Source organism: Megasphaera micronuciformis F0359, assembly GCF_000165735.1.
Classification (GTDB): domain Bacteria; phylum Bacillota; class Negativicutes; order Veillonellales; family Megasphaeraceae; genus Megasphaera; species Megasphaera micronuciformis.
Genome location: NZ_GL538208.1, coordinates 107,738 through 130,490, shown reverse-complemented (window position 1 = coordinate 130,490; position 22,753 = coordinate 107,738). Strand labels below are relative to the sequence as shown.

The following is a 22,753-nucleotide window of genomic DNA, read 5'->3' as shown; positions in this document are numbered from 1 at the left end:
AATAGCAGTCCTGTCGGACTCTATTCCTGAGTAAATTAACAAGTACGCAAGTACATTTAATTATATTCTTCCCTATCGTCAATGTCAAACAAAGGCATGTAAAAGCTCACCTTTACACCGTGCATTTTGCCACCTCGGAGATGACCTGTCTAAACTCTTCAACTGTTGAGGTTCGGTTAATTCGCTCACGCAATGCCGCTGAGCCGAAAAGCCCCTTGGTATACCAGGAGGCATGAGAACGCATTTCTCTAAGAGCAATATGAGCCCCTTTAAAGCGAATAAGACTTTCAAAGTGTTCTAAAAGCACTGCATAACGGTCTGCCGCCGACGGCTTTTGTACAGTTCTTCCGGACAGATAATCACGAACTTCCTCAAAAATCCACGGATTTCCTTGAGCGCCACGTCCGATCATGACGGCAGTACAACCCGTTTCCTCAAACATGCGCGCACACGAAGGACCATCCGTAATATCACCGTTACCTATAACAGGAATAGACACGGCTTTGACGACAGCGGCAATTTTTTCCAAGTCCGCACGACCGCTGTAAAATTGCTCTCGCGTTCGTCCGTGAACAGCAAGAGCCGCTGCCCCTGCCGCTTCACATCGACGGGCCAACTCGGGTGCAACGAATTCGATGTCATCCCAACCGGTACGCATTTTTACGGTAACGGGGACCGACACGGCCTTAACAACGGCACTCACTACTTTTTCCGCCAGAGGAAGATTCTTCATCAGAGCCGATCCTTCGCCGTTCTGAACAACCTTTCGTACAGGGCAGCCCATATTGATATCTATGATATCGGCGCCGTACTCTTGTGCAACCTTAGCCGCTCGGGCCATAATTTCCGGCTCCGCCCCGAAAAGCTGCATTGACAAAGGATGTTCGTTTTTATGGACAGTCAACATTTCACGTGTATGCTTATTACCATATACCAAGCCTTTAGCACTGACCATTTCCGCACAAACCAGAGCCGCACCGTGTTTTCGAGCAATCATCCGATACGGCAGGTCGCAGACACCGGCCATAGGAGCCAGTATTAAGGGCGACTCTATTTCTACCGAGCCGAAACGTACAGGCCTATCGATTGCGTTCATAAATAATCCTGAGACCTTCTAATGTCAACATAGGTTCAACTACATCAATAGCCTTTGTAGCCGGTGCAATGACGACTGCCAGTCCGCCGGTTGCTACGACACGAGCAGACATGTCCAACTCTCGACGCATACGGGAAACAATGCCTTCTACCTGTCCCACAAAGCCGTAAAAAACACCGGCTTGCATGCTTTCAATCGTATTTCTGCAAATAACCGAATCGGTGCGTTTTAATTCAATACGCGGTAATTTAGCCGTTCTTTGTACAAGCGCCTCCGTGGATATGCCGATACCCGGACAGATGGAGCCGCCCAAATACACCCCTTTGGCATCGACGGCACAAAAAGTCGTGGCCGTACCGAAATCTACAATAATAACGGGGCCGCCATACTTTTCATAAGCAGCCACGGCATTGACAATACGATCGGCTCCGACTTCACGGGGATTATCGTATCGGATATCCATACCCGTCTTTACACCCGGCCCGATAAGCAGAGGTGAAAGGCCGAAATAACGTTGACACATTCTTTCCAACGTAGGCACGACAGGCGGCACGACAGATGAAATAATGATTGCGTTAATATCGTCAGCTCGCAAATCGTTTAAATAAAAAAGTTCACGAATCAGCACGCCGTATTCGTCCGTCGTTCTTTGACGATCCGTCGATATACGCCAATGGTCCAGAAGTTCCGTGTCCTTATACACTCCGAGGACTATATTCGTATTGCCCACATCAATAACCAATAACATCGTTATCATACTCCTATATGAATCTGTATTTTCCCTTTATGATAACAAAGTTAAGACCCCTTGAACAGCCTTTAGTACAAATTGATCCCCGCTTTTTTCAAGATGCGGACAGCTCTTCTCCCCGCCGTTACGGCTAAAACCAGTTTAATAATGTCAAAGACAATAAAAGGAGCTGCACAGGCTGCAAAAGCCTTGCTGACGGGAATGGCTTTACCCAAAAGGAAATTATACTCTGCCCAGAAGCCTGTAACGCCGAGAAAATATACAACTGCCAAGGATAGGATATTACACAAAATGGCCGGTATAAGCCGCATATTGTTAGTCAGCCCGCATACATATGCATGAATAAAAAAGCCAATAAAAAAACCGACAAGCGGTCCGAGCAAAGAGGTAAGTCCTCCATGTGCCATGGCAAAAACCGGTAGTCCGAAGGCTCCCAATAACTCCCAAACTACAATAGATAAGACTCCTCTCTTCGGCCCTAAGACGACTCCGGCCAGCGTGACGGCAAAAATCTGCATCGTGTGCGGTACCGGGCCGATAAGTAAAGACATTTGTGAAAATACGGTGACGAGTGCCGCAAAAACAGCGACACCCGTCATCTTTTGAATAGACATAAAAAAAACCTCCTGACTGATATATATGCTTATCTTATCAGTTGGAGGTCTTATGGTCAACTTTATTTTTATTCAATATGGTTGACGATTATTTTTTGGGGCGGATCCGAACGTCACCGGCTACAATCCGTACGGGGCCGTCAGGCCCGACGACGATTAAATTACCGTCATCATCTATATCTACCGCCTTACCGTAAGTTACTCCTTGTGTTTTTACTATTTCCACGTCTTGATTCAATGTAACGGACAGGCTGCGCCATTCATCAAGAATACAGGAAAATCCTTCATGCTTGGCCATTTCATAATAGCGTTCCAGTTCTTCCATAACAGCTTGCCACAATTCGTTACGCCCTACCGTCACGCCTTCGATGAGGAAACTGGTTGCTTTATCCTGAAGGTCCGCCGGCAACTCGTCACGGGTAAAAGACGTATTAATCCCCATACCCGTAACAACATAATTAACCTTCTCCATCGTAGCACTGAGCTCTGTCAAAATGCCGACAAGTTTTTTACCGTCTACTAATATATCGTTCGGCCATTTTATGACACACTTCTCAAGACCGAAGGATCTGAATACACGTGTCAGGGCAACGGCTGTAAGCAGTGTCATTTTTGATACTTCCACAGGCGGGAAATCAGGGCGTAAAATAACGGAAAACCAGATTCCCTTGGCATAAGGGGAAAAGAAAGAACGGTCCAACCGACCTTTACCGCCGGTTTGTTCCTCTGAAATAACAACGGTTCCCTCCACAGCCCCCTTGTGAGCCAAGTCCTTAGCCACCGTATTAGTCGATGCTGTCCGTTCTTCATAGACGACATTCTTACCTATATACGCGGTGTGTACCTTTTTCGATACCGCTTCCGGGTCAAGCAGGTCGGGTACGCCTGTAAGGCAATAACCCTTTTTCGTATACGAATCAATAGTATACCCTTTTTCACGGAGCATACAAATATGCTTCCAAACAGCTGTCCTCGTTATTCCCAACTCTTCAGATAAACGTTGTCCCGAAATGAATTCACCACGATGGGCCAACAAATATGACAGTATACTCTGACGCATATGTAAACTCCTTTCATTTACACAGATATTTCAGACTTTTCTTGTAAAAACACGCCCTACCGTATGCAGGGCGTGTTCTCTTTTATTCTTTATCCGGCTTTTCTTCCGTAGCCGTAGTTTCTTCCGTAGAAGACACTGACAAGTCATTACCCCACGGGCTGATATGCGTTTCTTCCTTGTCGGTAACAACCGTTTCAGCAACCGTTTCCGTTGTTTCTACTTGTTCAGCCTTTTGAGCTTCATTTTTTTTCTTTTCGGCACGTTCTTCAGGACTTTCCAAAGCCCCGTACTTAATCAGGTTTTCAACCTGTTTATGGTTAATCGTTTCCACTTCCATAAGAGCTGCCGCCATATGATTCAATGCATCCCGATGTTCTTCCAACATGCGAATAACATCGTCATAAGCCGTAGTAACAAGGTCATGCATTTCCTTGTCAATCAACTCTGCAACGCCTTCACCATAGTTACGTTCATGGCCGAGGCTCTTGCCGAGGAATACCTGGTCCTGCTGTTCGCCGAATACCATAGGGCCGAGCTTGGGACTCATGCCGAGCCGAGTAATCATTTGACGAACAATATGCGTTACATTCTGTAGATCTCCGGAAGCGCCGCTACTGATTTCGTTGAAAACAATCTGTTCAGCCGCACGCCCGCCTAAAGCGACACGAATCTGAGCCAAGTAGTAAGATTTGGTTTCATACGAACGATCTTCATCGGGAAGCATCATCGTATAACCGCCAGCCCGACCGCGCGGAATAATGGTTACTTTATGAACCGGGTCCGCTTCGGGCAACAAGTAAGCCACCAATGCATGGCCCGATTCATGAACGGCCGTAAGCCTCTTTTCCTTTTCGCTGATAACATGACTGCGCCGTTCGGGACCGAAGGCCACCTTTTCACTGGCTTCTTCAAGTTCCGCCATAGTGATAATCTTTTTATCCGCACGAGCCGCCAATAAGGCCGCTTCATTCAAAAGATTGCTCAAGTCGGCACCGGTAAACCCGGGAGTTTTCTTGGCAATGGTCTTTAAATCCACATCCTTGCTCAAGGGCTTACCCTTGGCATGAACATTCAATATAGCCACGCGACCGCGCAAATCGGGACGATCCACCGTAATCTGACGGTCAAAACGGCCGGGACGAAGCAGGGCCGGATCGAGAATATCCGGTCGGTTTGTTGCCGCAATCGTAATAATGCCTTCATTAGCCCCGAAGCCGTCCATTTCAACCAGTAACTGATTCAACGTCTGTTCCCGTTCATCATGACCGCCGCCGAGACCGGCACCGCGCTGACGACCGACAGCATCGATTTCGTCAATAAAGATAATACAAGGTGCATTCTTTTTCGCCTGTGCAAAGAGGTCACGTACACGTGATGCACCGACGCCGACAAACATTTCCACAAAATCGGACCCGCTGATGCTGAAAAAGGGTACGCCCGCTTCCCCGGCAACAGCTCTGGCCAGTAAGGTTTTACCTGTACCGGGAGGGCCGAAAAGAAGTACGCCCTTGGGAATTTTGGCTCCAATGGCATTGTATTTAGCAGGGTTACGTAAAAACTCTACGATTTCCGATAACTCTTCTTTAGCTTCATCTGCTCCCGCCACATCTTTAAACGACACCTTTACCTTACCTTCACCATGCATTTTGGCATGACTCTTTCCGAAGTTCATCACTCGGCTTCCGCCACCTTGCGTCTGCTGCATGAAGAAGAAAAATACGACGACAAGAATCAAAACAGGCACAATAGATGCCAGAGCACTCATCCACCACGACGGTTGTTCGGGCGGTTTAGCCACTACATTGACATCCGAATCTTTCAGAGCCGGCATCAATGCCGCATCCGTAGGTGCGTATGTAGTAAACGAAGAGCCGTCTTTCAGCTGCCCCGTAATCGAATGATCTGCTGTAATTTGTACTGAATCAACCTTTTTCTGCTGTACTTGCGTCAAAAAATTTGTATATGTAATTTCGGACTTATCCGTTTTATTGCCAATAAACGAGTCGACAACCGTAACTGCTACGATAATCACCAGTAAATATAAGGCGACATTTCGAACAAATTTACTCAAAATATTGCTCCTTTCTTCTTTCTTTTCTTTTGTATAGCAAAACTGTATACATTTTTATATTACCATAATTATGCCTATATCACAATATCTAAGCCTTATAAACCGATTCCTTTAAAATCCCTACATAAGGAATGTTCCGATACCGGCCTGCATAGTCAAGACCGTAACCGACTACAAAAGCATCGGGAATTTCAAAACCGTTATAATCGACGTGTACATCCGCCCGACGACGGGACGGCTTGTTGAGGATGGTTGCAATCCTGACAGACGCTGCACCGCGATCTTCCAAGATAGGTTTAAGTCGGCTTAATGTTGTCCCCGTATCAATAATATCCTCAATAATTAGAATATCCTTGCCCTTGGCATCCGTATCCAAATCTTTACGAATTTTTACAAATCCGCTCGAATCGGTAGAATCACCGTAACTGGAGCAAACCATAAAATCGTATTCGACAGGAAGCTTGATTTCTCTGGCCAAGTCGGCAAAAAAAAGTCACGGCTCCTTTTAAAATACATACGAGAAGCAAGCTTTTACCTTCATAGTCTTTCGTAATCTGTTCTCCCAATTCCCGTACGCGGGCTGCGAGTTCTTCTTGTGTAAACAACACTTTCTCCAAATCCTTATGCATGTATATCTCCTTCCGTAACGGCGCCTACGGCCACTCCCTTTCTCAGTCTCAGCGGGGCGGCCCAATCAGCATCACCGAATATCCACAATACCTCGTTGTCCTTGCACAATAACGGCAACTTCCCGCGGCAATCGACAGGTATTTTTTTTTCAATGAAATACTTTTTTAATGATTTATGATACCGTTCTCTTATAAAAACCACGTCACCGCCGCGACGGCATCTCCAGATCAGCGGTTGCGACTCACTCGGGCGGGGAATGAAAAACTCATTTTCCTTAAGTTCGTCGTCACTTTCTTTTACAAGTCTTACTGTAAGAATTAGATTGTTTCGTACATACGTACCGGGGCCTTTAATGAAAACCTCTTCTCTATCGGTTGTAAATAAGGTTGCCTTTCTTGCAACACCCCGGGTAAAGCACAATCCCCGTCCCCGCCGGTAAACGATCAAATCCTTGAATCGCACTTGCTTACCCGATGTTGCCCGGCACAGGCCTAATATCCGTTCGACAGCCGCAAAGTCAGGTGCGTATATATCTTTCGTCATCTCTTGTACCGCCAGTCTTACCACGCGGCGCTGCAAGGCCTCATGCAAGTCTGTCAAAATAGGAATATCCAGGTAAAATCCCCGCTCGTTTCGACGTTCTGCAAGTTTCAACTGTTTTACAGCTTCGTTTTCCATGTACATATTTTCCTGTCGGCTGATAGATGCAAAACGGTTTAAAGCTGCCGTTACTTGAGGATTGATATTCTTTAACAAAGGCATGATATCATGACGAATACGATTCCGTAAGTATTCTCTCGACTCGTTGCTTTCATCAACACGCCAGGGCAAATTCACCTCATTTAGGGCAGTCAATATGTCTTGACGCGGCACGCACAACAGGGGACGAATAATCAGGCCGTTTTTGGCTTTCATAGCCCCGGCTCCGCTCACGCCGCCGCCCCGCAGCAAGTGCATCAATACCGTTTCGGCCTGGTCGTCCTCATGATGGCCTACGGCAATTCTCACTGCCCCCGTTTTCTCGGCCAACTCGGAAAAGAAAGCATAGCGTTCGTTACGTCCCGCCGTTTCAATTGACAGCCCTTGCTTTTCGGCAATAGCCGCCGCATCGATACGACGACAATAAAATTCAGCCCCCACAGCCCGAGCTTGCGACTCGACAAAAACTTCCTCTTCAAAGGCCGCCGCACGCAATCCGTGGTTTACGTAAGCCGCAACAAGGTGCAAAGACCATCGGTCTTGCAAAGCGGCTAATATATGTAAAAGGGCTATGGAGTCAGGTCCTCCCGATACGGCAACGATAACCGTATCTTGCCGGTCAAGTAAGTTTTCTTTTTTACAAAAGGATTCTACCTTACGGATCAAATCGTCCATCATTGCGGTTTATAAATACGGCATGAATCATAAAAGGCCTGTTTATAGAAAACACCCTCCAATAAATCTCTTTCACTTACCGTAATTTCGTCTATATCATAATAAGTCATATACGACTCGGCAATAGTCAGGCCTGCCAAAATAATGGTACTCCGCTGTGATGCCAGGCCGGGCACACACTTTCGTTCTTCATCGCTCATATTGGCCAGACGCCGCAACCATTCACTCACCTTGTCACGGCTAAGAACATATCCGTCCGTAACAGCCGGGTCGTATATTTCCAGGCGGGCATCCATAGCAGCCAAGGAGGTCAAGGTTCCGCCTACGCCAATCAGAGTTTCAGGCTTAACAGGTTGCCTTAACCAGGCAGAATCACATTTATGTCGGATCTCCTGCAAGCCTTCAGCGGTGCTCCCGCCCGTCTCTATCAAGCGTACAGCCCCTAAAGGATAGCTGTGAGACCATGAAACTTCACAGTCTTTCCCCAAGACCGTTTCCGTACTGCCGCCACCGATGTCCAATACGGCAACGGTCGTATTATCGGATACGTGGGAGGTAGCCCCGACAAAACTCAAAGCTCCTTCTTCCTGTCCCGACACAATACGACAATGCCAACCGAAGCGCCAGCGTACTTCTGCCAAAAAAGCCTGCCCGTCTTTAGCTTCCCTCACAGCCGACGTGGCGACGGCACAAACGGGAATTCCCTGTAAGTTATGATTCCACTCCTCCATAACAGCCAAAGAGTTCGCAATTCCGTCAGACCATAAATGCCCCGTTTCAGCCAAACCTATGGCCAATCGCGTCGTAGCCATTCGTTTCGGATAAAATCGCCATTGTCCGTCGGATAAGAGTCCCTGCATAAGCCGCAAAGAGTTGGACCCGATGTCAACAACAGCATACTCCGTCTCAGTCATAATGCATAAGTCTCCTGTCTCTTAAGAAAACAAAAAGAGCATTCCTTAAAGGAACACTCCCGTTGTCCGACATTCCACCGGTCTCAGTCGGCACGGCGTGCACCGCGTCCGCCCCGTTTGGAATCGGTATTCCGTTTTAAATCCATCAGCCGTTCATCACTTTCCTTTAAGAATCGGCTTAACCGATCTTCAAAGGAGGACGGTCCTCCGGTGCGGCGTTGTGTATCGAATTTCCGCTCACGAAACTCGGGCTTGGGTCGAAACTCTTTGCGTTCCGATTGAGCGTTTTTTTCGCCACCCGCCTGAGCTTGTTTAATAGACAGTCCGATTTTTCCTCTGTCGTCAACGTTCAATACTTTTACAGTCGTCTTATCGCCGACCTTTAAAAAATCATGTACGTTTTTTACATATTCATTCGCTACTTCCGATATATGCACAAGACCCACTTTTTTATCGGGCAGCTCAACGAAGGCGCCGAATGCGGTGATTCCCGTAACAATACCTTCCAGCACATTTCCTGCTTCAATTGCCATGCTGTAACTTGTCCTCCTTAGGCATATAAATGCCGAGCATTTATTGTCATTATACCTATTGGACGAAAAAAATTCAATTAATAATTTATATATACCCTTACAATATCTATTGTTTATACGGTATTTCACCGGGCTTAACAAGACCGAATTGTTTTCTCGCCCTATTAATTAATTCATCCGGGTCTATAAGCTTGGACTTTTTGTCCGTCAGCTCATGATTTTCTTCAGTCAGTTCCTGTTCCTGTTGAATTGTCACCTGCATATCCCTATGTATTTCCCACAACAAATAAAGGCGGTTCAGGATAAATATGCCGCCAAAGATTAAAATAGCTATAATAATCTTTTTATATAAGGATGTCCCCGTTTTTTTGCGTCGCCGCACTTTCCTGCGCCTTCTTTGTTCTTGTGCCATAGTCAGGCTCCTTTTACCGCTTATACCGTACAATATTTTCAGTATATCACGTATATAAGGTAAGATAAAGAATCCGGACCGTCATTTAAGCCGCTTTTTCTCAGTCTCCACTTCTCACTCGCGACAACACGGTCTATAATAGACATAAACAGATACTGGCAGTGTAGAATGATTGCCGTATACCGAATTACGGAATTCATGCCTGCGGGAAAGGACTTTCATTATGACTTATTCACCCATTACGCCTGAAGTCAAAGACAAGCTGATATCTCTTTTGGGGCGGGAAAATGTCATTACGGACACAGAAAAGATGCAACCTTATGCACACGACGAGGTAACGGACCCGGCTTATCATCATCTGCCGGAGGTCGTCGTTACTCCCGAGACGACTGAGCAGACAGCTGCCGTCGTACGTTTGGCCAACCAATACCGTTTTCCTGTCGTTCCCCGTGGAGCCGGTACCGGTCTTGCTTGCGGAGCCGTCCCCATTTACGGCGGCCTGGTCTTATCGTTGGAAAAGATGAATCATATTCTGGAAATCAATGATACTGCCATGTACGCCGTTGTAGAGGCCGGGGTCCGTACGGCTGATTTACAAGAAGCGGCTATGAAGCATAACCTTTTTTATGCCGGCGATCCGTGTAGCGGCGACTCGTGCCAAATAGGCGGCAATATAGCTACCAATGCGGGCGGAAACAAGGCTGTAAAATACGGTACGACACGTCATCAAATTTATGACATTACAGTTGTGAATCCCCTCGGCGAAATCGTCCGTTTAGGCACTCGACTCAAAAAACAGTCTACCGGTTATATGTTGGACGGTCTCATCATCGGCTCTGAAGGTACACTGGGTATCATTACAAACGCAACAGTCAAACTGCTCCCCCTTTTACCGTATAAAGTCGATATTCTGGCTGTCTTCGAAACGGCGGAAACCGCTATCAATGCCGTCTCGGATATACTGCGCAACAACTTGACACCTACATGTATAGAGTTTATGGATACCGCTACGCTGCATTCTGTCGAAAAATTTTTGAACATGTCTTTACCCGGCAGCAACGGCAATCATTTAATCATAGAAATAGAAGGAGAAACGGAAGATGACGTAGACGATAAAACAGTCCGTTTAGACGAACTGTGCACAAAGCATGGTGCCGTAGACGTCCTGGTAGCCGACTCCAAACGTATATGGAAAGCCCGTAAAGCTTTTGCCGAGGCCGTCCGAGCCGAAACGCTTATTGTCTGCAAAGAGGATATTGTCGTTCCCGTCCACAAGGAACCGGAATTGTTGACTTTTATAGCCGCTCAATCTGCCAAATACTCCTTGATAACACGAATTGCCGCCCATGCAGGCGACGGTAATATTCATTTGAATATTTTAAAAAATGACAACTTATCCTACGAGGAATGGAAATCACGGACGGACAGAAACCAACAAGAGCTCTATTCCTTCGTTTACAGTGTCGGCGGCCGATTATCGGGTGAACACGGCATCGGCTACAAACGTCGAGACTTAATGGAAGAATTCACAGCCCCTGTCGAACTATCCATGATGCGAGCCGTCAAGAAGGCCTTGGACCCGAATAACATTCTGAATCCGGGCAAAATCTTTACCTTCCCGACACCTTAGATATTGATTTTTCTAACGGCTGAACGTATAATATAGACATAAATGAATATATAACCTATCTTCAGGGCAGGGTGAAATTCCCGATCGGCGGTACAGTCCGCAAGCGCAAGCAGATTCGGTGTGATTCCGAAACCGACAGTATAGTCTGGATGAGAGAAGATATGTACTTTACGCACATAATTCGCCCTGATTCCGTTTGGAATCAGGGCTTTTTAATAGGAGGTTTTCTATAATGACACAGCAAAAATACGAGTACAATACTATAGAAGAGGCTTTGGAAGAACTTCGCGCAGGACATATGATTATCGTCTCTGACGATCCGGACCGGGAAAATGAAGGCGATCTCATCTGTGCCGCACAATTTTGTACAACGGAAAACATGAATTTCATGGCCAGCCGCGGCAAAGGACTTATCTGTATGCCCGTCAGCCGTGAATATGCCCGCAAGTTAAACCTTCCGCCTATGGTAGCACAAAACACGGATAATCATGAAACAGCTTTCACCGTCTCTATCGACCATATCGACACGACAACGGGCATTTCCGCAGTCGAACGTGCTTACACGGCTCGTAAACTGGTAGACGAAAACACGCGTCCCGAAGATTTCCGCCGTCCCGGTCACATGTTCCCCCTCATTGCCAAAAAAGGCGGAGTCTTGACACGTAACGGCCATACAGAGGCAACCGTCGATTTAATGCGTCTGGCAGGGTTGGAGCAAGCCGGCCTGTGCTGTGAAATTATGGCCGATGACGGTACTATGTTGCGGACTCCCGGTTTATGGGAAATGGCTAAAGAATACGGTCTCAAGTTTATTACTATTAAAGATTTGCAAAACTATTGCCGTCGTCATGATAAGCATGTCGTTCGTGAAGCGGAAGCCAAGATGCCCACAAAATACGGCGATTTTCGTATTTACGGTTATATCAACGATTTAACGGGCGAACATCATGTAGCCCTGGTCAAAGGAGATATCGGTGACGGCAAGAACCTCCTTGTTCGTGTCCACTCCGAATGTCTGACCGGCGATGTTTTCGGCTCTTGTCGTTGTGACTGCGGTGAACAATTGGCTACAGCCATGACACAAATCAACAAAGAAGGGCGCGGGATACTCCTGTACATGCGACAGGAAGGTCGCGGTATCGGATTAATTAATAAATTAAAAGCCTATGCTCTCCAGGAACAGGGGTACGATACGGTAGAAGCCAACGAAAAATTGGGCTTTGCTCCCGACTTACGCGAATATTGGACAGGCGCTCAGATTTTACAGGATTTAGGTGTTAAAGAACTCCGCCTGTTGACCAATAACCCCGACAAGATTTACGGTCTTGAAGAATTCGGTTTGGCTATTACGGAACGCGTTCCTATTGAAATGGCACCGCACGAACACGACGAATTCTATTTAGAAACGAAAAAGCACAAGCTGGGTCACATTCTCCCCCACCTTCAATAGCATAATTGAAAAGGCCCTGCCACGGCAGGACCTTTTTTTATTGCAGCAAGGTAAACGCATCCTTATGATATTCAATTAATCCGTCTTTTTGCATCCTACTGAGCTCTGCCGACATGGCACTGCGATCTACGGATAAAAAGTCAGCCAGCTGTTGGCGATTAAATTCAATAGTAAAGGAAGAGCTACCTAGGCGTCGGGCCTCATCAGACAGATATGCCATCAGCTTTTGACGAGTCGACCGTTGCGAAATATAACGAATTTTTTTCGTTAAAAGAATATTCTTTCCCGCCAATAAGCCCATTACATTTCGCAATACACGCCGAGCCTCTGCAGGTAAAGATGTATCAGATCTCATCAATGAATCGATACTCAAAAAAAGAATGTCACCTTCTTCAACGACAACCACATCCACAATAGCTTGTGCCGACGGTAAGGCCGCAAAGGCTTCGCCGAAGAGTTGTCCCTTTTGAACGAGCGTCAAAATATTACGATTTCCCCAGTAATCTTCTTGAACGATATGACAACTTCCGGATAAGACAATACTGATAGTATTTATGTCATCGCCTGCATAAAAAACGAAATTGCCTTTGTCAAAATGTCGTTTACGAGCACCCATAGACTGCAATAAAGATCCTATGGATGTTTCTTCAACGCCCTTAAAGAGATCCGTATTTTTTAAAAGCGAAATGTATTCTTCCATGTTGTCACCTCAGTTATATTTCCAACAGACTCGGTACGTTTATTCTACTATACTATGTCCAGAAATAAAACAGATCTTTAAGGAGGCACGTCATGGAAACACAAATATTTATGAATCCGGCAGGTGGCCGAATGATGAGATCTCTTCAAGATAACGAAAATATCTCGCATCTTTCATACTGGCCCATTCAGTTGAAATTGGTACCTGAAGAATCACCGGCTTTCAACGGGGCGGACTTACTCATTGCTGCTGATTGCACAGCTTATGCCTATGCCGATTTCGGTAAAGATTTTATAAAGGACAAGACTCTTATCATTACCTGTCCTAAACTGAATGATGATAACGCTATGGAAAAACTGACGAATATTTTAAAAAATAATGACATTCACTCGGTAAACGTCATCCGTATGAGTGTTCCCTGCTGTCAACGTTTAGAAAAAACAGTTGAACAAGCCGTCGCAACCTCTCAAAAAATGTTTTCAGTTAAGACATGTGTCATTACTCCGAACGGATCCGTTCAATAACCATATACCAAAAGGAGCTTCGCATTAGCGAAGCTCCTTTTTTTCAGATATTCCATTCTTCTTTCAAGGTAGAAAGACACAAGAAGGTTTGAGTCATTGTTACCGTCGGAATTTCGTTCAACTCTCTCATAATGAACTGTTCCAACTCATCAGGTGTCTTAACCAGAACTTTCAATATGTAATCGAAAGCTCCTACAATGTGGTGACATTCCAAAACCTCGTCAAAGGTTAAAATACGCTTTCTGAACTCGTCATCTGTCGAAGTACGCTCTACAGTAACCATAATAAACGCAGTTACATTATACCCCGTCTTGCGACGACTTAATTTAACACCGTATCCTTCAATTATTCCGTTGTGTTCCATCTTACGTATTCTTTCGGCCACAGCCGGAATTGACAATCCTACGACCTTACTGATATCCGTCGCCGAAACCTTACCGTTTTTTTTCAGCAACTCCAAAATATTCTCATCAATATGATCCATATGCCTACCGCCCTTTGTGAAATATTTCGTATACTTTATTCCATTATCTTATAAAATGAAAAAAAAGTAAATACAAAATGCAAAAATCTTATGTTTTCACCCGATTTCCATAACCGAAAAAAGGTTAGGGCATTAGCTTAAAATCACTGTTTAAGTCGGAAAAATGAGACTTAAATCCGTCTGTCATGTATATCTTTCCATCAGTTGTCGTAATCATGGCTTCCACACCGTTTACGGAATGAGCAAATTCCATTCCCCGTTCAGGCCCAAGGACAAACAAAATGGTCGTCAGCATATCCCCCAACATCCCGCCATGTTCAATGGACGAATCTACCAGAACGGAATCACTCATCACACCGCTACGAGCCGGTCGACCTGTTTTAGGATCGAAAATATGATGGTACCGCACACCGTTTTCTTCAAAAAATCGTTCATAGTCTCCCGACGTGGAAATATTTTCATTACTTACGGCTACAATACCCAAGTATGTGTCTTTATCATCATTACGCGGATGCTTAATGCCGATGCGCCAGGGGCCGCCTTTAGCGTTGGAACCTAAGGCATACATGGAACTGGCACCGAGATTAATCAAACCGTTTTCAATATGATGTTTGGCAAAAATAGCCCGTACTTCATCAACGGCATAGCCTTTGGCAATGCCGCCCAAATCAATACTCATACCCGCTTTGGCAAGTTTCACACTGTGATCTTCAGGCCGCAGCAGTATATCCTTATAGTTAACAAGGCTTTCGGCAGCTGCAATTTCCTCATCCGAAGGAATCCGCTGATTATCCGTCCCGATTCCCCACAAGTCCGTTATGACTCCTGTGGTAATATCCCAAGCACCTTGTGATTTTTCAGAGTAAGTTTTTGCAAAATCAATCATTTCATACACGGCAGGATCCACTTGTACATAGTCCTTTCCCGCCGCCGCTTTCAATTTCCCCAAATCGCTATCCGGACGCTGTGCACTGGCCAGCCGGTCCAATTCCTGGATTCGGGCAAAACTTTCCTCAACCGCTTCCTTTGCTTCCGGTCCCGTCGCCTTTAAGGATATCGTCGTATCCATGGCTACTCCGTTCTTATCGTAAGACTGCTCCGAACGCGAAAGGCATCCGGAGCAGACCAACGACAGAACGAGAAGGGAGACTACGGCTATTATGGTCGTATATCTTCTTCCGTTCATAACACTATTATCCTATCTTTGCTTCTTCAACTTCAGCTTTTGCCGCTTTTACATATGCTGCAATAGCCTTGGTCGGGCACTTAGTTACACAAGTGGGATCTTCACAAGCATGGCAAATTTCGGGATTTACCACTGCCAAGTGATCGATTACCTGTACGCCGCCTTCATGCGAGCAATTACGTACACAAAGTCCGCAACCGATACATGCAGCCGAGCAAGATTTTTTAGCAACTGCCCCGGCTTCTTTGGAGCTGCAACTTACGCTGACTTTTGCACTTACAGGTAACAATTCGATAACGTGATTCGGGCAAACGCTTGCGCATTTACCGCAACCGGTGCAAAGCACCTTATTTACTTGAGGTAATCCGTTCGTACCCATAGTCATTGCATTGAAGGGGCAATTGCGAACACAGTTACCGAAACCCAAGCAACCGAACTTACAGGATTTAGGCCCCTGCTGAATCTGCTTAGCAGCTGCACAGTCCATAACGCCCTTGTATTCGTATGCCATCTTGGCAATACCGATACCGCCACGGCATTTAACATGTGCAAACTTAGCTTCCGCAGCTTCTGCTACCTTACCGGTAAGCATAGCCACTTCTTCAGCAACTGCCGCTTTACCGGGAACGCAGAGATTGGGCGGAACATCAGGATCGTTTACAACCGCTTCGGCATATTTGGCACAACCTGCATAACCGCAAGCACCGCACTGACCTTGAGGCAGAGCTTCTTTAACTTCACCAATCAAAGGATTTTCGTCCATAGCAAACTTCTTATCCGCCGTTGCCAAGACGAAACCGAATACGGTACCTACGCAGACCATAATAACTACGGCCATGATAGATATAAATAAGGTTTCATTCATAATCTTATGTCACCTCTTATCCTATAACATACCGGAGAATCCGAGGAAGGCCAAGGATAACATACCGGCTACAACGAATGCGATCGGAGTGCCCTTCATAGCTGCAGGCACATCGGCAAAGTCGAGTTTTTCACGAGCGCTGGCCATGAGGATCAACGCCAAAGCAAAACCGATACCGGAACCGACGGCAAAGACAATGTTTTCAATAAAGTTGTAATTGTTCGTTACACTCAATACGGGGACGGACAAAACGATACAGTTCGTAGCGATAAGCATGAGGTAAATCCCCCACATGTTATACAACGTAGGCGATTCCTTCTTGATGATAATTTCCAACAACTGTACGAAGCTGGCTATCAAGACAACGAATGTAATAGTCCGCAAGAACGTAAGGTCGAGCGGTACGAGGACAAAGTTATATACCAACCAAGCCAAAATGGTGCTCAGCGTAATAACGGAAGTTACAGCGAAACCCATGCCGATAGAAGCATTAAGGTTCTTAGAAACGCCGAAGAAAATACACAAGCCCAAGAACTTGGTCAATACGAAGTTGTTAATTAAAACAGCACCGATGAACAGCGTAAAGTATTCACCCATTATGCTTCACTCCCTTCAAGTTCTTTCAGCAAGCGTGCTTTTTCTCGTTTCTGGTTCCAAACTTTGAAACCGGCCATAATAAAACCGATCAACATGAAGGCTCCGGGCGGTAAAGCCATAATCAGAGCCGGTTGATACCAATCTCCGAAAACAGGAATGCCGAAGAGCGAACCGTTGCCGAGAATTTCACGAACGAAGGAAATGAGGAACATTGCTACTGTAAAGCCGAATCCCATGCCCATACCGTCGAGGAAAGATACGACAATGCCGTTTTTAGAAGCAACCGATTCGGCACGAGCCAAGATGATTGCGAATACGACAACCAAGTCAAGATATACACCCAACGCCTTATACAAATCGGGAGCAAAGGCTTGGAGGAACAGCTGTACACAAGTAACGATTGTTGCGATACAAGTGATGTATACAGGTACACGAACCTTTTTATTAATCGTCTTACGAATAATAGAAACGACTACGTTGTTACAAGTAATAACGAACCAAACCGTAAGACCCATGGTCAAACCGTTAATAACGCTCGTCGTTACGGCAAGACCGGGGCACAAGCTCAGAGCTAATACGAAGTACGGGTTTTCTTCGATAATGCCTCTACTGAATATTTTCCATAAACTCATGATTAGTGACCCCCTAACTGTGCGGCCTTTTCAACAGCTTCTTTTACGCCGCGAGTAACTGCACGGGAAGAAATGGTTGCACCGGTCATAGCTTGGATGAGGTCCGTCTTGCTCGGGTCTTTAGTAACTTCCAAGTGGTCCAGTTTCTTACCCTTGAACTGGCCGCGGAATTTGGGTTTTGAAGCATTATCGCCCAAGCCCGGAGTTTCGTTATGTTCAAGCATTGTATAGTCCATAACGGAGCCGTCCAACGAAACAGCCGTCAACAATTTAATGGGTCCGCCGTAACCCTTAGGTTCCGTCGGAATAACATAAGCAATCGTTTTGCCGTCTTTTTGGGCAAAATACGTATCTTTTTCGCCGGGTACTTCGGCAAACTTTTCCGCATCGGGAACGAGGGCTTTCATGGAGTCCTGTTTCATTTGTTCCGCTTTAACTTTAGCAATCGGGCCGGTTATATAATATACACAGCCGATGATGAGACCGGATACCAAGCAAGTGAGGATAAGATTGAGAGCAATTTTAAAAATGTTATTTTCCGTTGATTCCGACATCTTATTCAGCCTCCTTTGCCTTGACCTTTACAGAGCCGAAAATTCTCGGTTTTACTGTAAGGTCGATTAAGGGAGTTACGGCATTCATTAAGAGGATGGAGTAACAAACCCCTTCAGGATAACCGCCGAGGAGACGAATCAATACGGTAAGTACGCCTGCACCGACAGCAAAAATCAATTGACCTTTCAAGGTAATCGGGGCCGTTACCATATCAGTGGACATGAAGAAAGCACCGATAATCAAACCGCCGGCCATCATGTGGAAAATAGGATCGCCCGTAAAAAGGCCGCCTGTTGCATGAGCGCCTACGGCACCACCGAAGACCCACATCAAAATTCCGACAGTTGCAATCATAGCAACCGTTGCCTGCCACTTGACATAGCCCTTATACATGAGGAATAACCCGCCGAGAATCAAAAGCACCGTCGACGTTTCACCCATAGAACCGTTACGGAACCCGAGGAACATGTTTTGATACATGGTCATGGGGTCATTGTTAAAGAGTTGAAGTAAAGCATCATAGCCACTCTGTTTCAACACATTCAAAGGAGTAGCACCGGCTACGCCGTCAATAACACTGCCGTTTACCTGCGTCCATGTCGTCATAGCTACAGGCCAGGAAACCATGAGCCCTGCGCGGCCTACATGTGCGGGGTTAAACAGATTGTATCCCAAACCGCCCATAGCTTGCTTACAAACTACGATGGCAATAAAGGACCCGACGATGCACATCCACCACGGTAAGATCGGTGAACAGCACATTGCCAACAAAAGACCGGTAATAACGGCACTGCCGTCATTAATCGTAATTTTCTTATGCATGAACTTTTCCCAAGCCCATTCGAAGAAAACGGCCGATACGATAGATACTATAATATTAAGTAGTGCATTAAATCCGAAGTAATATACACCGAAAGCTGCGGCCGGTACAAGCGTTGCCACAACAGTCCACATAATTTTGGGGATGGATTCGTTACAACGGACATGCGGTGAGGAGGACACAGTAAGAACTACTTCTTGTGCACTCTTTTCCATAATTTATCCCTTCTTCCATTAAAGACTTAGCCTATTTGGCTTCCGCTTTCGCTTTAGCAGCTTGTTGCTGTGCTTTTACCTGAGCTTTGGCATTTCTGATGTACTGAACAATATTGCGTTTAGCAGGACATACATATACGCAACTGCCGCATTCAACGCAGTTCATAACACCGTATTCCATGCATTTATCCCATGCTTCGCAATGAGACAAAATACTGAGCTGACTGGGAATCAAACCCATAGGACAAGCATCTACACAACGACCGCAACGAATGCAGGGATCTTCGACACCTACCTGACACTTTTCAGGAGACAGTGCCAAAATTCCGGATACGCCCTTAGCAACAGATACGTCAAGTTGGAATTGTGCAAGACCCATCATAGGACCGCCTGCAATTACACGATCGGGCTGAGCTGAAAAGCCGCCGCAATAATCGACTGCATATTGGAAAGATGTACCGATACGCAAGCGCAGGTTCTTCGGTTCTTTAATGCAATCACCCGTAACCGTTGTTACGCGTTCAATAAACGGAATACCGTGACATACGGCATCGGTAATAGCTATAACCGTACCGACATTGGAAACGACGCAACCTACATCCATAGGCAATCCGCCGGGCTGCACTTCGCGGTCCGTAACAGCTTTAATAAGCATCTTTTCAGCACCTTGAGGGTACTTGGTCGGCAACGCTTCGACAGATACTTCCGGAACGTTCTTGAACGCTTCTTTCAGCTTGCTGACAGCTTCGGGTTTGTTATCTTCAATGCCGATGTAGCCTTTGGAAACCCCCAAAGCCTTCATACAGATTTGAACACCCGTTACCAACTTATCCGCTTCTTCAAGCATTAAACGATAGTCACAAGTCAAATACGGTTCGCATTCTGCCGCATTGACAATAAACGTATCTACCGGCTTGTTGGGAGCCAACTTGACATGAGCCGGGAAGGTAGCACCGCCGCAACCGACGACGCCGGCTTGTTTAATACGTTCAACGATTTGTGCCTTGTCAAGTTCTTTCCAATCTTTTTCATCAGGCAACCCGTCCGCCCATTCATCAAGGCCGTCAGCCTTGATTACGACAGCCATGCACGTAACCATCATGTTATGCGGCATGGGAGCTACCTTAACGACTTCGCCGGATGTGGATGCATGAATGTCGGCATGCAAAAATGCATCACTCGTCCCTATTAATTGACCTTTTTTTACATGGTCCCCTACTTTAACAGTAGGCGTACAAGGAGCACCGAAGTGCTGACTCATAGGGATGACTACTTGTTCCGGCAGTGCCGGGGTCTCGATGGCTTTGTCCTTGGCATAGGCCTTGCCGTCATCAGGATGACCCCCGCCGATAAAGCTTTTCATCATCTGAAATCACCTCATTATAAATAAGTTATGTAATAGAAAAATAATGAAGACTGAAGAAAATTTCAGGAACGAATTGTTTCGTTTCAAACCGATAACGCCGTTTTATAAGGCCATAGCCTTATAAACACACAAACAGACGGACTTTCGTCCGCTATTATCCGTATATCGCATGTATGAAGAATTCAAAACGCTGCCGACTTGTATATTCATGCGTTTTATATTCTCCACTTTGCATGATTAAAGAATGCTCAAAAATCCGGTCAGCCTTCAACTCGGCAACCTTATACTTCTTTTTCGCATACCTATTCTCACGCATTTGTTTGAAGAGGTAATTCGCCCTTTCAATCGTTTACATTATAGCATTATAAAATCCGTTATTCAACGGCTAATTACCAATCTTTCCCGCTTCTTGAGTGTAGAAAAATACATTATGATACACGCTATCAATACGTATTAAAATGTACTCTCAAAGTATATTTTATTTATTAAAAGAATACTTTTTCACTCCACAAATGTCGGCATAAGTTTTTATCCCGTTTTACACATACATCATTCTTAAAGTATACTTTTTTCGACACGACAAAAAGACTCGCCGGAAAGAATCACTCTTCCTAACGAGTCTTTTATTTTCTTTTATTTTATTTTTCTTTTAATTCCAATGCCGTTTTAATTAAGCCTTTAAATAACGGATGAGCCTTCGTCGGCCTTGACTTAAACTCAGGATGGAACTGGCAACCAACAAACCAGGGGTGGTCGGGAGCTTCAACGATTTCCACCAGCCGATCGTCCGGCGAGGTTCCGGAAATGACCAGGCCCGCATCAGTCAATTCTTTCCGGTATTTATTATTGAATTCCCAACGATGACGATGGCGTTCATAAATTAAATCTTCGCCATATACTTCTTTAGCCTTTGTCCCTTCACGCAACTTGCAAGGATACAGGCCGAGACGCATAGTACCGCCTTTTTCAGATACATCCACCTGATCAGCCATCAAGTCGATAACCGGATATTCAGCCGTTTCATTAAATTCTGAAGAAGTGGCCCCCTGCATGCCGCACACATAGCGAGCATATTCCATGACGGAACATTGCATACCCAGGCACAACCCCAGGAAGGGTATCTTATGTTCTCGGGCATAATGAATAGTTCTTACCTTGCCTTCTACACCGCGTCCACCGAAACCGCCGGGAACGACAATGCCGTCAATGTCTTTAAATACGGCACCAAAATCGACATCATCACCTTCCAACGTTTCCGAGTCGATCCAGTGAATATTAACCTTGGATTTATAAGCAATGCCCGCATGGCTCAAGGCTTCAGCAACGCTCAAATAGGCATCGTGCAAGGCTACATATTTACCGACCAAGGCAATTTCCAATTCTTTTTCCGTATGATAAATATCATAGACCATCTTTTTCCAGTCTTCCATATCACACGGCTTATCTTCTAAGGCCAATTTATCGAGAACAATTCGATCCAAGCCTTCTTCCGCCAACAACAAAGGTACTTCGTAAATACTGTCGAGCGTACGATTTTGAATAACCGCGTCTTTGTCTATATCGCAGAAGAGAGCCAGCTTGTCCTTCATATCTTCTGACAAGGGTTTTTCCGAACGGCAAACGATAATATCAGGCTGAATACCGATGCTGCGCAGTTCTTTAACACTGTGTTGTGTCGGTTTTGTTTTTAATTCACCGGCTGCTCCGATATAAGGAACTAAGGTGACGTGAATGTATAAGACATCATTACGACCGACTTCTTTCTTAATCTGTCTGATAGCCTCCAAGAAGGGTAAGCTTTCTATATCGCCTACTGTGCCGCCGATTTCAGTGATGACGATATCCGCATTATCGTCATCGCCTACACGATGTACATTTTTCTTAATTTCATTGGTAATGTGAGGAATGACCTGAACCGTCGAGCCGAGATAGTCGCCGTGACGTTCTTTTTGCAGAACGGACCAGTAAATTTTACCGGTTGTAACATTCGAATTTTTACCGAGGTTAATATCGATAAACCGTTCATAATGCCCCAAGTCAAGGTCCGTTTCCGTACCGTCATCTGTAACGAAGACTTCACCGTGTTGGTACGGGCTCATCGTGCCGGGATCGATATTGATATACGGATCGAATTTCTGAATTGTTACTTTATAACCGCGGTTTTTCAATAATCGTCCTAACGATGCGGCAGTAATACCCTTACCCAACGAAGATACGACACCGCCTGTTACAAATATGTATTTTGCCATAATTCCTCCCTGCCGGGCTCGTGCC

22 protein-coding genes, 1 pseudogene and 1 riboswitch are annotated in these 22,753 nt (G+C 45.6%); of the genes and pseudogenes, 3 read left to right on the top strand and 20 right to left on the bottom strand.

Features of this window, described 5'->3' with window-relative positions; genetic code table 11:
• Positions 1-112 precede the first annotated feature (112 nt).
• From dusB to HMPREF9429_RS04330, 10 genes and pseudogenes are all read right to left on the bottom strand, one after another.
• On the bottom strand, positions 113-1,096 hold the full coding sequence (gene dusB, locus HMPREF9429_RS04375) for a tRNA dihydrouridine synthase DusB (RefSeq protein WP_006941944.1): 984 nt from the start codon (positions 1,094-1,096) through the stop codon (positions 113-115).
• The gene (locus tag HMPREF9429_RS04370; protein ID WP_040773792.1) at positions 1,080-1,844 is read right to left on the bottom strand and encodes a type III pantothenate kinase; all 765 of its coding nucleotides are present in this window, start codon (positions 1,842-1,844) and stop codon (positions 1,080-1,082) included. The genes dusB and HMPREF9429_RS04370 overlap by 17 nt, the downstream gene beginning before the upstream one ends.
• 71 nt (positions 1,845-1,915) lie before the next feature.
• Positions 1,916-2,461 carry a biotin transporter BioY gene (locus tag HMPREF9429_RS04365; RefSeq protein WP_006941942.1) on the bottom strand — a complete coding sequence of 182 codons (546 nt, stop codon included), beginning with the start codon at positions 2,459-2,461 and terminating at the stop codon, positions 1,916-1,918.
• 88 nt (positions 2,462-2,549) lie between these two features.
• Positions 2,550-3,521 carry a biotin--[acetyl-CoA-carboxylase] ligase gene (locus tag HMPREF9429_RS04360; RefSeq protein ID WP_006941941.1) on the bottom strand — a complete coding sequence of 324 codons (972 nt, stop codon included), beginning with the start codon at positions 3,519-3,521 and terminating at the stop codon, positions 2,550-2,552.
• A gap of 82 nt (positions 3,522-3,603) precedes the next feature.
• Positions 3,604-5,592: an ATP-dependent zinc metalloprotease FtsH gene (gene ftsH / locus HMPREF9429_RS04355; RefSeq protein ID WP_040773789.1), complete on the bottom strand. Its 1,989-nt coding sequence runs from the start codon at positions 5,590-5,592 to the stop codon at positions 3,604-3,606.
• Between the two features lie 88 nt (positions 5,593-5,680).
• Positions 5,681-6,221 (bottom strand): annotated as a pseudogene (gene hpt / locus HMPREF9429_RS04350) (hypoxanthine phosphoribosyltransferase).
• Positions 6,214-7,599, bottom strand: coding sequence for a tRNA lysidine(34) synthetase TilS (gene tilS, locus HMPREF9429_RS04345; RefSeq protein WP_006941937.1), 1,386 nt, complete (start codon positions 7,597-7,599; stop codon positions 6,214-6,216). Before tilS ends, hpt begins: the two are co-directional and overlap by 8 nt.
• Positions 7,596-8,510 carry a Ppx/GppA phosphatase family protein gene (locus tag HMPREF9429_RS04340; protein WP_006941936.1) on the bottom strand — a complete coding sequence of 305 codons (915 nt, stop codon included), beginning with the start codon at positions 8,508-8,510 and terminating at the stop codon, positions 7,596-7,598. Before HMPREF9429_RS04340 ends, tilS begins: the two co-directional genes overlap by 4 nt.
• 83 nt (positions 8,511-8,593) lie before the next feature.
• Positions 8,594-9,043 (bottom strand): S1 domain-containing RNA-binding protein, encoded by a 450-nt coding sequence (locus tag HMPREF9429_RS04335; RefSeq protein ID WP_006941935.1) that lies wholly within the window; start codon positions 9,041-9,043, stop codon positions 8,594-8,596.
• Between the two features lie 106 nt (positions 9,044-9,149).
• Positions 9,150-9,455: an FtsB family cell division protein gene (locus tag HMPREF9429_RS04330; RefSeq protein WP_006941934.1), complete on the bottom strand. Its 306-nt coding sequence runs from the start codon at positions 9,453-9,455 to the stop codon at positions 9,150-9,152.
• Positions 9,456-9,678: 223 nt separating this feature from the next.
• On the opposite strand from HMPREF9429_RS04330, the gene HMPREF9429_RS04325 reads away from it, so the two are divergent.
• Both HMPREF9429_RS04325 and HMPREF9429_RS04320 read left to right on the top strand, forming a co-directional pair.
• Complete coding sequence (locus HMPREF9429_RS04325; RefSeq protein WP_006941933.1) at positions 9,679-11,085, top strand: FAD-binding oxidoreductase; 1,407 nt, start codon at positions 9,679-9,681, stop codon at positions 11,083-11,085.
• A 53-nt stretch (positions 11,086-11,138) separates the two neighbouring features.
• A riboswitch (FMN riboswitch) is annotated at positions 11,139-11,250 on the top strand.
• Positions 11,251-11,317: 67 nt separating this feature from the next.
• A complete protein-coding gene (locus HMPREF9429_RS04320; RefSeq protein WP_006941928.1) occupies positions 11,318-12,535 on the top strand; it encodes a bifunctional 3,4-dihydroxy-2-butanone-4-phosphate synthase/GTP cyclohydrolase II in 1,218 nt (405 codons plus the stop codon).
• A gap of 37 nt (positions 12,536-12,572) precedes the next feature.
• Here HMPREF9429_RS04320 and HMPREF9429_RS04315 read toward each other — a convergent pair whose 3' ends face one another.
• Complete coding sequence (locus HMPREF9429_RS04315; protein ID WP_006941926.1) at positions 12,573-13,235, bottom strand: Crp/Fnr family transcriptional regulator; 663 nt, start codon at positions 13,233-13,235, stop codon at positions 12,573-12,575.
• Between the two features lie 92 nt (positions 13,236-13,327).
• Between HMPREF9429_RS04315 and HMPREF9429_RS04310 the strand changes: the two genes are divergently transcribed.
• Complete coding sequence (locus HMPREF9429_RS04310) at positions 13,328-13,759, top strand: hypothetical protein (RefSeq protein ID WP_006941925.1); 432 nt, start codon at positions 13,328-13,330, stop codon at positions 13,757-13,759.
• Positions 13,760-13,802: 43 nt separating this feature from the next.
• On the opposite strand, the gene HMPREF9429_RS04305 is transcribed toward HMPREF9429_RS04310, so the two are convergent.
• The 9 genes from HMPREF9429_RS04305 to HMPREF9429_RS04265 form a co-directional block, all read right to left on the bottom strand.
• Positions 13,803-14,243: an Lrp/AsnC family transcriptional regulator gene (locus tag HMPREF9429_RS04305; protein ID WP_006941924.1), complete on the bottom strand. Its 441-nt coding sequence runs from the start codon at positions 14,241-14,243 to the stop codon at positions 13,803-13,805.
• A 124-nt stretch (positions 14,244-14,367) separates the two neighbouring features.
• Positions 14,368-15,429, bottom strand: coding sequence for an FAD:protein FMN transferase (locus tag HMPREF9429_RS04300; RefSeq protein ID WP_040773786.1), 1,062 nt, complete (start codon positions 15,427-15,429; stop codon positions 14,368-14,370).
• A 7-nt stretch (positions 15,430-15,436) separates the two neighbouring features.
• Positions 15,437-16,294, bottom strand: a complete 858-nt coding sequence (gene rnfB / locus HMPREF9429_RS04295; protein WP_006941922.1) for an RnfABCDGE type electron transport complex subunit B — start codon at positions 16,292-16,294, stop codon at positions 15,437-15,439.
• Between the two features lie 21 nt (positions 16,295-16,315).
• Complete coding sequence (locus tag HMPREF9429_RS04290; RefSeq protein WP_006941921.1) at positions 16,316-16,891, bottom strand: electron transport complex protein RnfA; 576 nt, start codon at positions 16,889-16,891, stop codon at positions 16,316-16,318.
• Entirely contained in the window at positions 16,891-17,523 is a 633-nt protein-coding gene (rsxE, locus tag HMPREF9429_RS04285) for an electron transport complex subunit RsxE (protein WP_006941920.1), read from the bottom strand. The genes HMPREF9429_RS04290 and rsxE overlap by 1 nt, the downstream gene beginning before the upstream one ends.
• A 2-nt stretch (positions 17,524-17,525) precedes the next feature.
• Complete coding sequence (locus tag HMPREF9429_RS04280) at positions 17,526-18,077, bottom strand: RnfABCDGE type electron transport complex subunit G (protein ID WP_006941919.1); 552 nt, start codon at positions 18,075-18,077, stop codon at positions 17,526-17,528.
• 1 nt (position 18,078) lies between these two features.
• The gene (locus tag HMPREF9429_RS04275; RefSeq protein ID WP_006941918.1) at positions 18,079-19,113 is read right to left on the bottom strand and encodes an RnfABCDGE type electron transport complex subunit D; all 1,035 of its coding nucleotides are present in this window, start codon (positions 19,111-19,113) and stop codon (positions 18,079-18,081) included.
• Positions 19,114-19,144: 31 nt separating this feature from the next.
• Positions 19,145-20,479, bottom strand: a complete 1,335-nt coding sequence (gene rsxC, locus HMPREF9429_RS04270; protein ID WP_006941917.1) for an electron transport complex subunit RsxC — start codon at positions 20,477-20,479, stop codon at positions 19,145-19,147.
• Positions 20,480-21,117: 638 nt separating this feature from the next.
• Positions 21,118-22,728 carry a CTP synthase gene (locus HMPREF9429_RS04265; RefSeq protein WP_006941915.1) on the bottom strand — a complete coding sequence of 537 codons (1,611 nt, stop codon included), beginning with the start codon at positions 22,726-22,728 and terminating at the stop codon, positions 21,118-21,120.
• Positions 22,729-22,753: the final 25 nt, after the last annotated feature.

Excerpts from the sequence above, each read along its gene's own strand:
- tilS (WP_006941937.1), bottom strand. The coding sequence starts at position 7,599 with ATGATGGACGATTTGATCCGTAAGGTAGAATCCTTTTGTAAAAAAGAA.
- HMPREF9429_RS04335 (WP_006941935.1), bottom strand. The coding sequence starts at position 9,043 with ATGGCAATTGAAGCAGGAAATGTGCTGGAAGGTATTGTTACGGGAATC.
- HMPREF9429_RS04370 (WP_040773792.1), bottom strand. The coding sequence starts at position 1,844 with ATGTTATTGGTTATTGATGTGGGCAATACGAATATAGTCCTCGGAGTG.
- HMPREF9429_RS04315 (WP_006941926.1), bottom strand. The coding sequence starts at position 13,235 with ATGGAAGAATACATTTCGCTTTTAAAAAATACGGATCTCTTTAAGGGC.
- HMPREF9429_RS04280 (WP_006941919.1), bottom strand. The coding sequence starts at position 18,077 with ATGTCGGAATCAACGGAAAATAACATTTTTAAAATTGCTCTCAATCTT.
- rsxC (WP_006941917.1), bottom strand. The coding sequence starts at position 20,479 with ATGATGAAAAGCTTTATCGGCGGGGGTCATCCTGATGACGGCAAGGCC.
- HMPREF9429_RS04305 (WP_006941924.1), bottom strand. The coding sequence starts at position 14,243 with ATGGATCATATTGATGAGAATATTTTGGAGTTGCTGAAAAAAAACGGT.
- HMPREF9429_RS04300 (WP_040773786.1), bottom strand. The coding sequence starts at position 15,429 with ATGAACGGAAGAAGATATACGACCATAATAGCCGTAGTCTCCCTTCTC.
- dusB (WP_006941944.1), bottom strand. The coding sequence starts at position 1,096 with ATGAACGCAATCGATAGGCCTGTACGTTTCGGCTCGGTAGAAATAGAG.
- rnfB (WP_006941922.1), bottom strand. The coding sequence starts at position 16,294 with ATGAATGAAACCTTATTTATATCTATCATGGCCGTAGTTATTATGGTC.
- HMPREF9429_RS04365 (WP_006941942.1), bottom strand. The coding sequence starts at position 2,461 with ATGTCTATTCAAAAGATGACGGGTGTCGCTGTTTTTGCGGCACTCGTC.
- HMPREF9429_RS04275 (WP_006941918.1), bottom strand. The coding sequence starts at position 19,113 with ATGGAAAAGAGTGCACAAGAAGTAGTTCTTACTGTGTCCTCCTCACCG.
- HMPREF9429_RS04325 (WP_006941933.1), top strand. The coding sequence starts at position 9,679 with ATGACTTATTCACCCATTACGCCTGAAGTCAAAGACAAGCTGATATCT.
- HMPREF9429_RS04340 (WP_006941936.1), bottom strand. The coding sequence starts at position 8,510 with ATGACTGAGACGGAGTATGCTGTTGTTGACATCGGGTCCAACTCTTTG.
- HMPREF9429_RS04265 (WP_006941915.1), bottom strand. The coding sequence starts at position 22,728 with ATGGCAAAATACATATTTGTAACAGGCGGTGTCGTATCTTCGTTGGGT.
- rsxE (WP_006941920.1), bottom strand. The coding sequence starts at position 17,523 with ATGAGTTTATGGAAAATATTCAGTAGAGGCATTATCGAAGAAAACCCG.
- HMPREF9429_RS04290 (WP_006941921.1), bottom strand. The coding sequence starts at position 16,891 with ATGGGTGAATACTTTACGCTGTTCATCGGTGCTGTTTTAATTAACAAC.
- HMPREF9429_RS04360 (WP_006941941.1), bottom strand. The coding sequence starts at position 3,521 with ATGCGTCAGAGTATACTGTCATATTTGTTGGCCCATCGTGGTGAATTC.
- HMPREF9429_RS04330 (WP_006941934.1), bottom strand. The coding sequence starts at position 9,455 with ATGGCACAAGAACAAAGAAGGCGCAGGAAAGTGCGGCGACGCAAAAAA.
- HMPREF9429_RS04320 (WP_006941928.1), top strand. The coding sequence starts at position 11,318 with ATGACACAGCAAAAATACGAGTACAATACTATAGAAGAGGCTTTGGAA.
- HMPREF9429_RS04310 (WP_006941925.1), top strand. The coding sequence starts at position 13,328 with ATGGAAACACAAATATTTATGAATCCGGCAGGTGGCCGAATGATGAGA.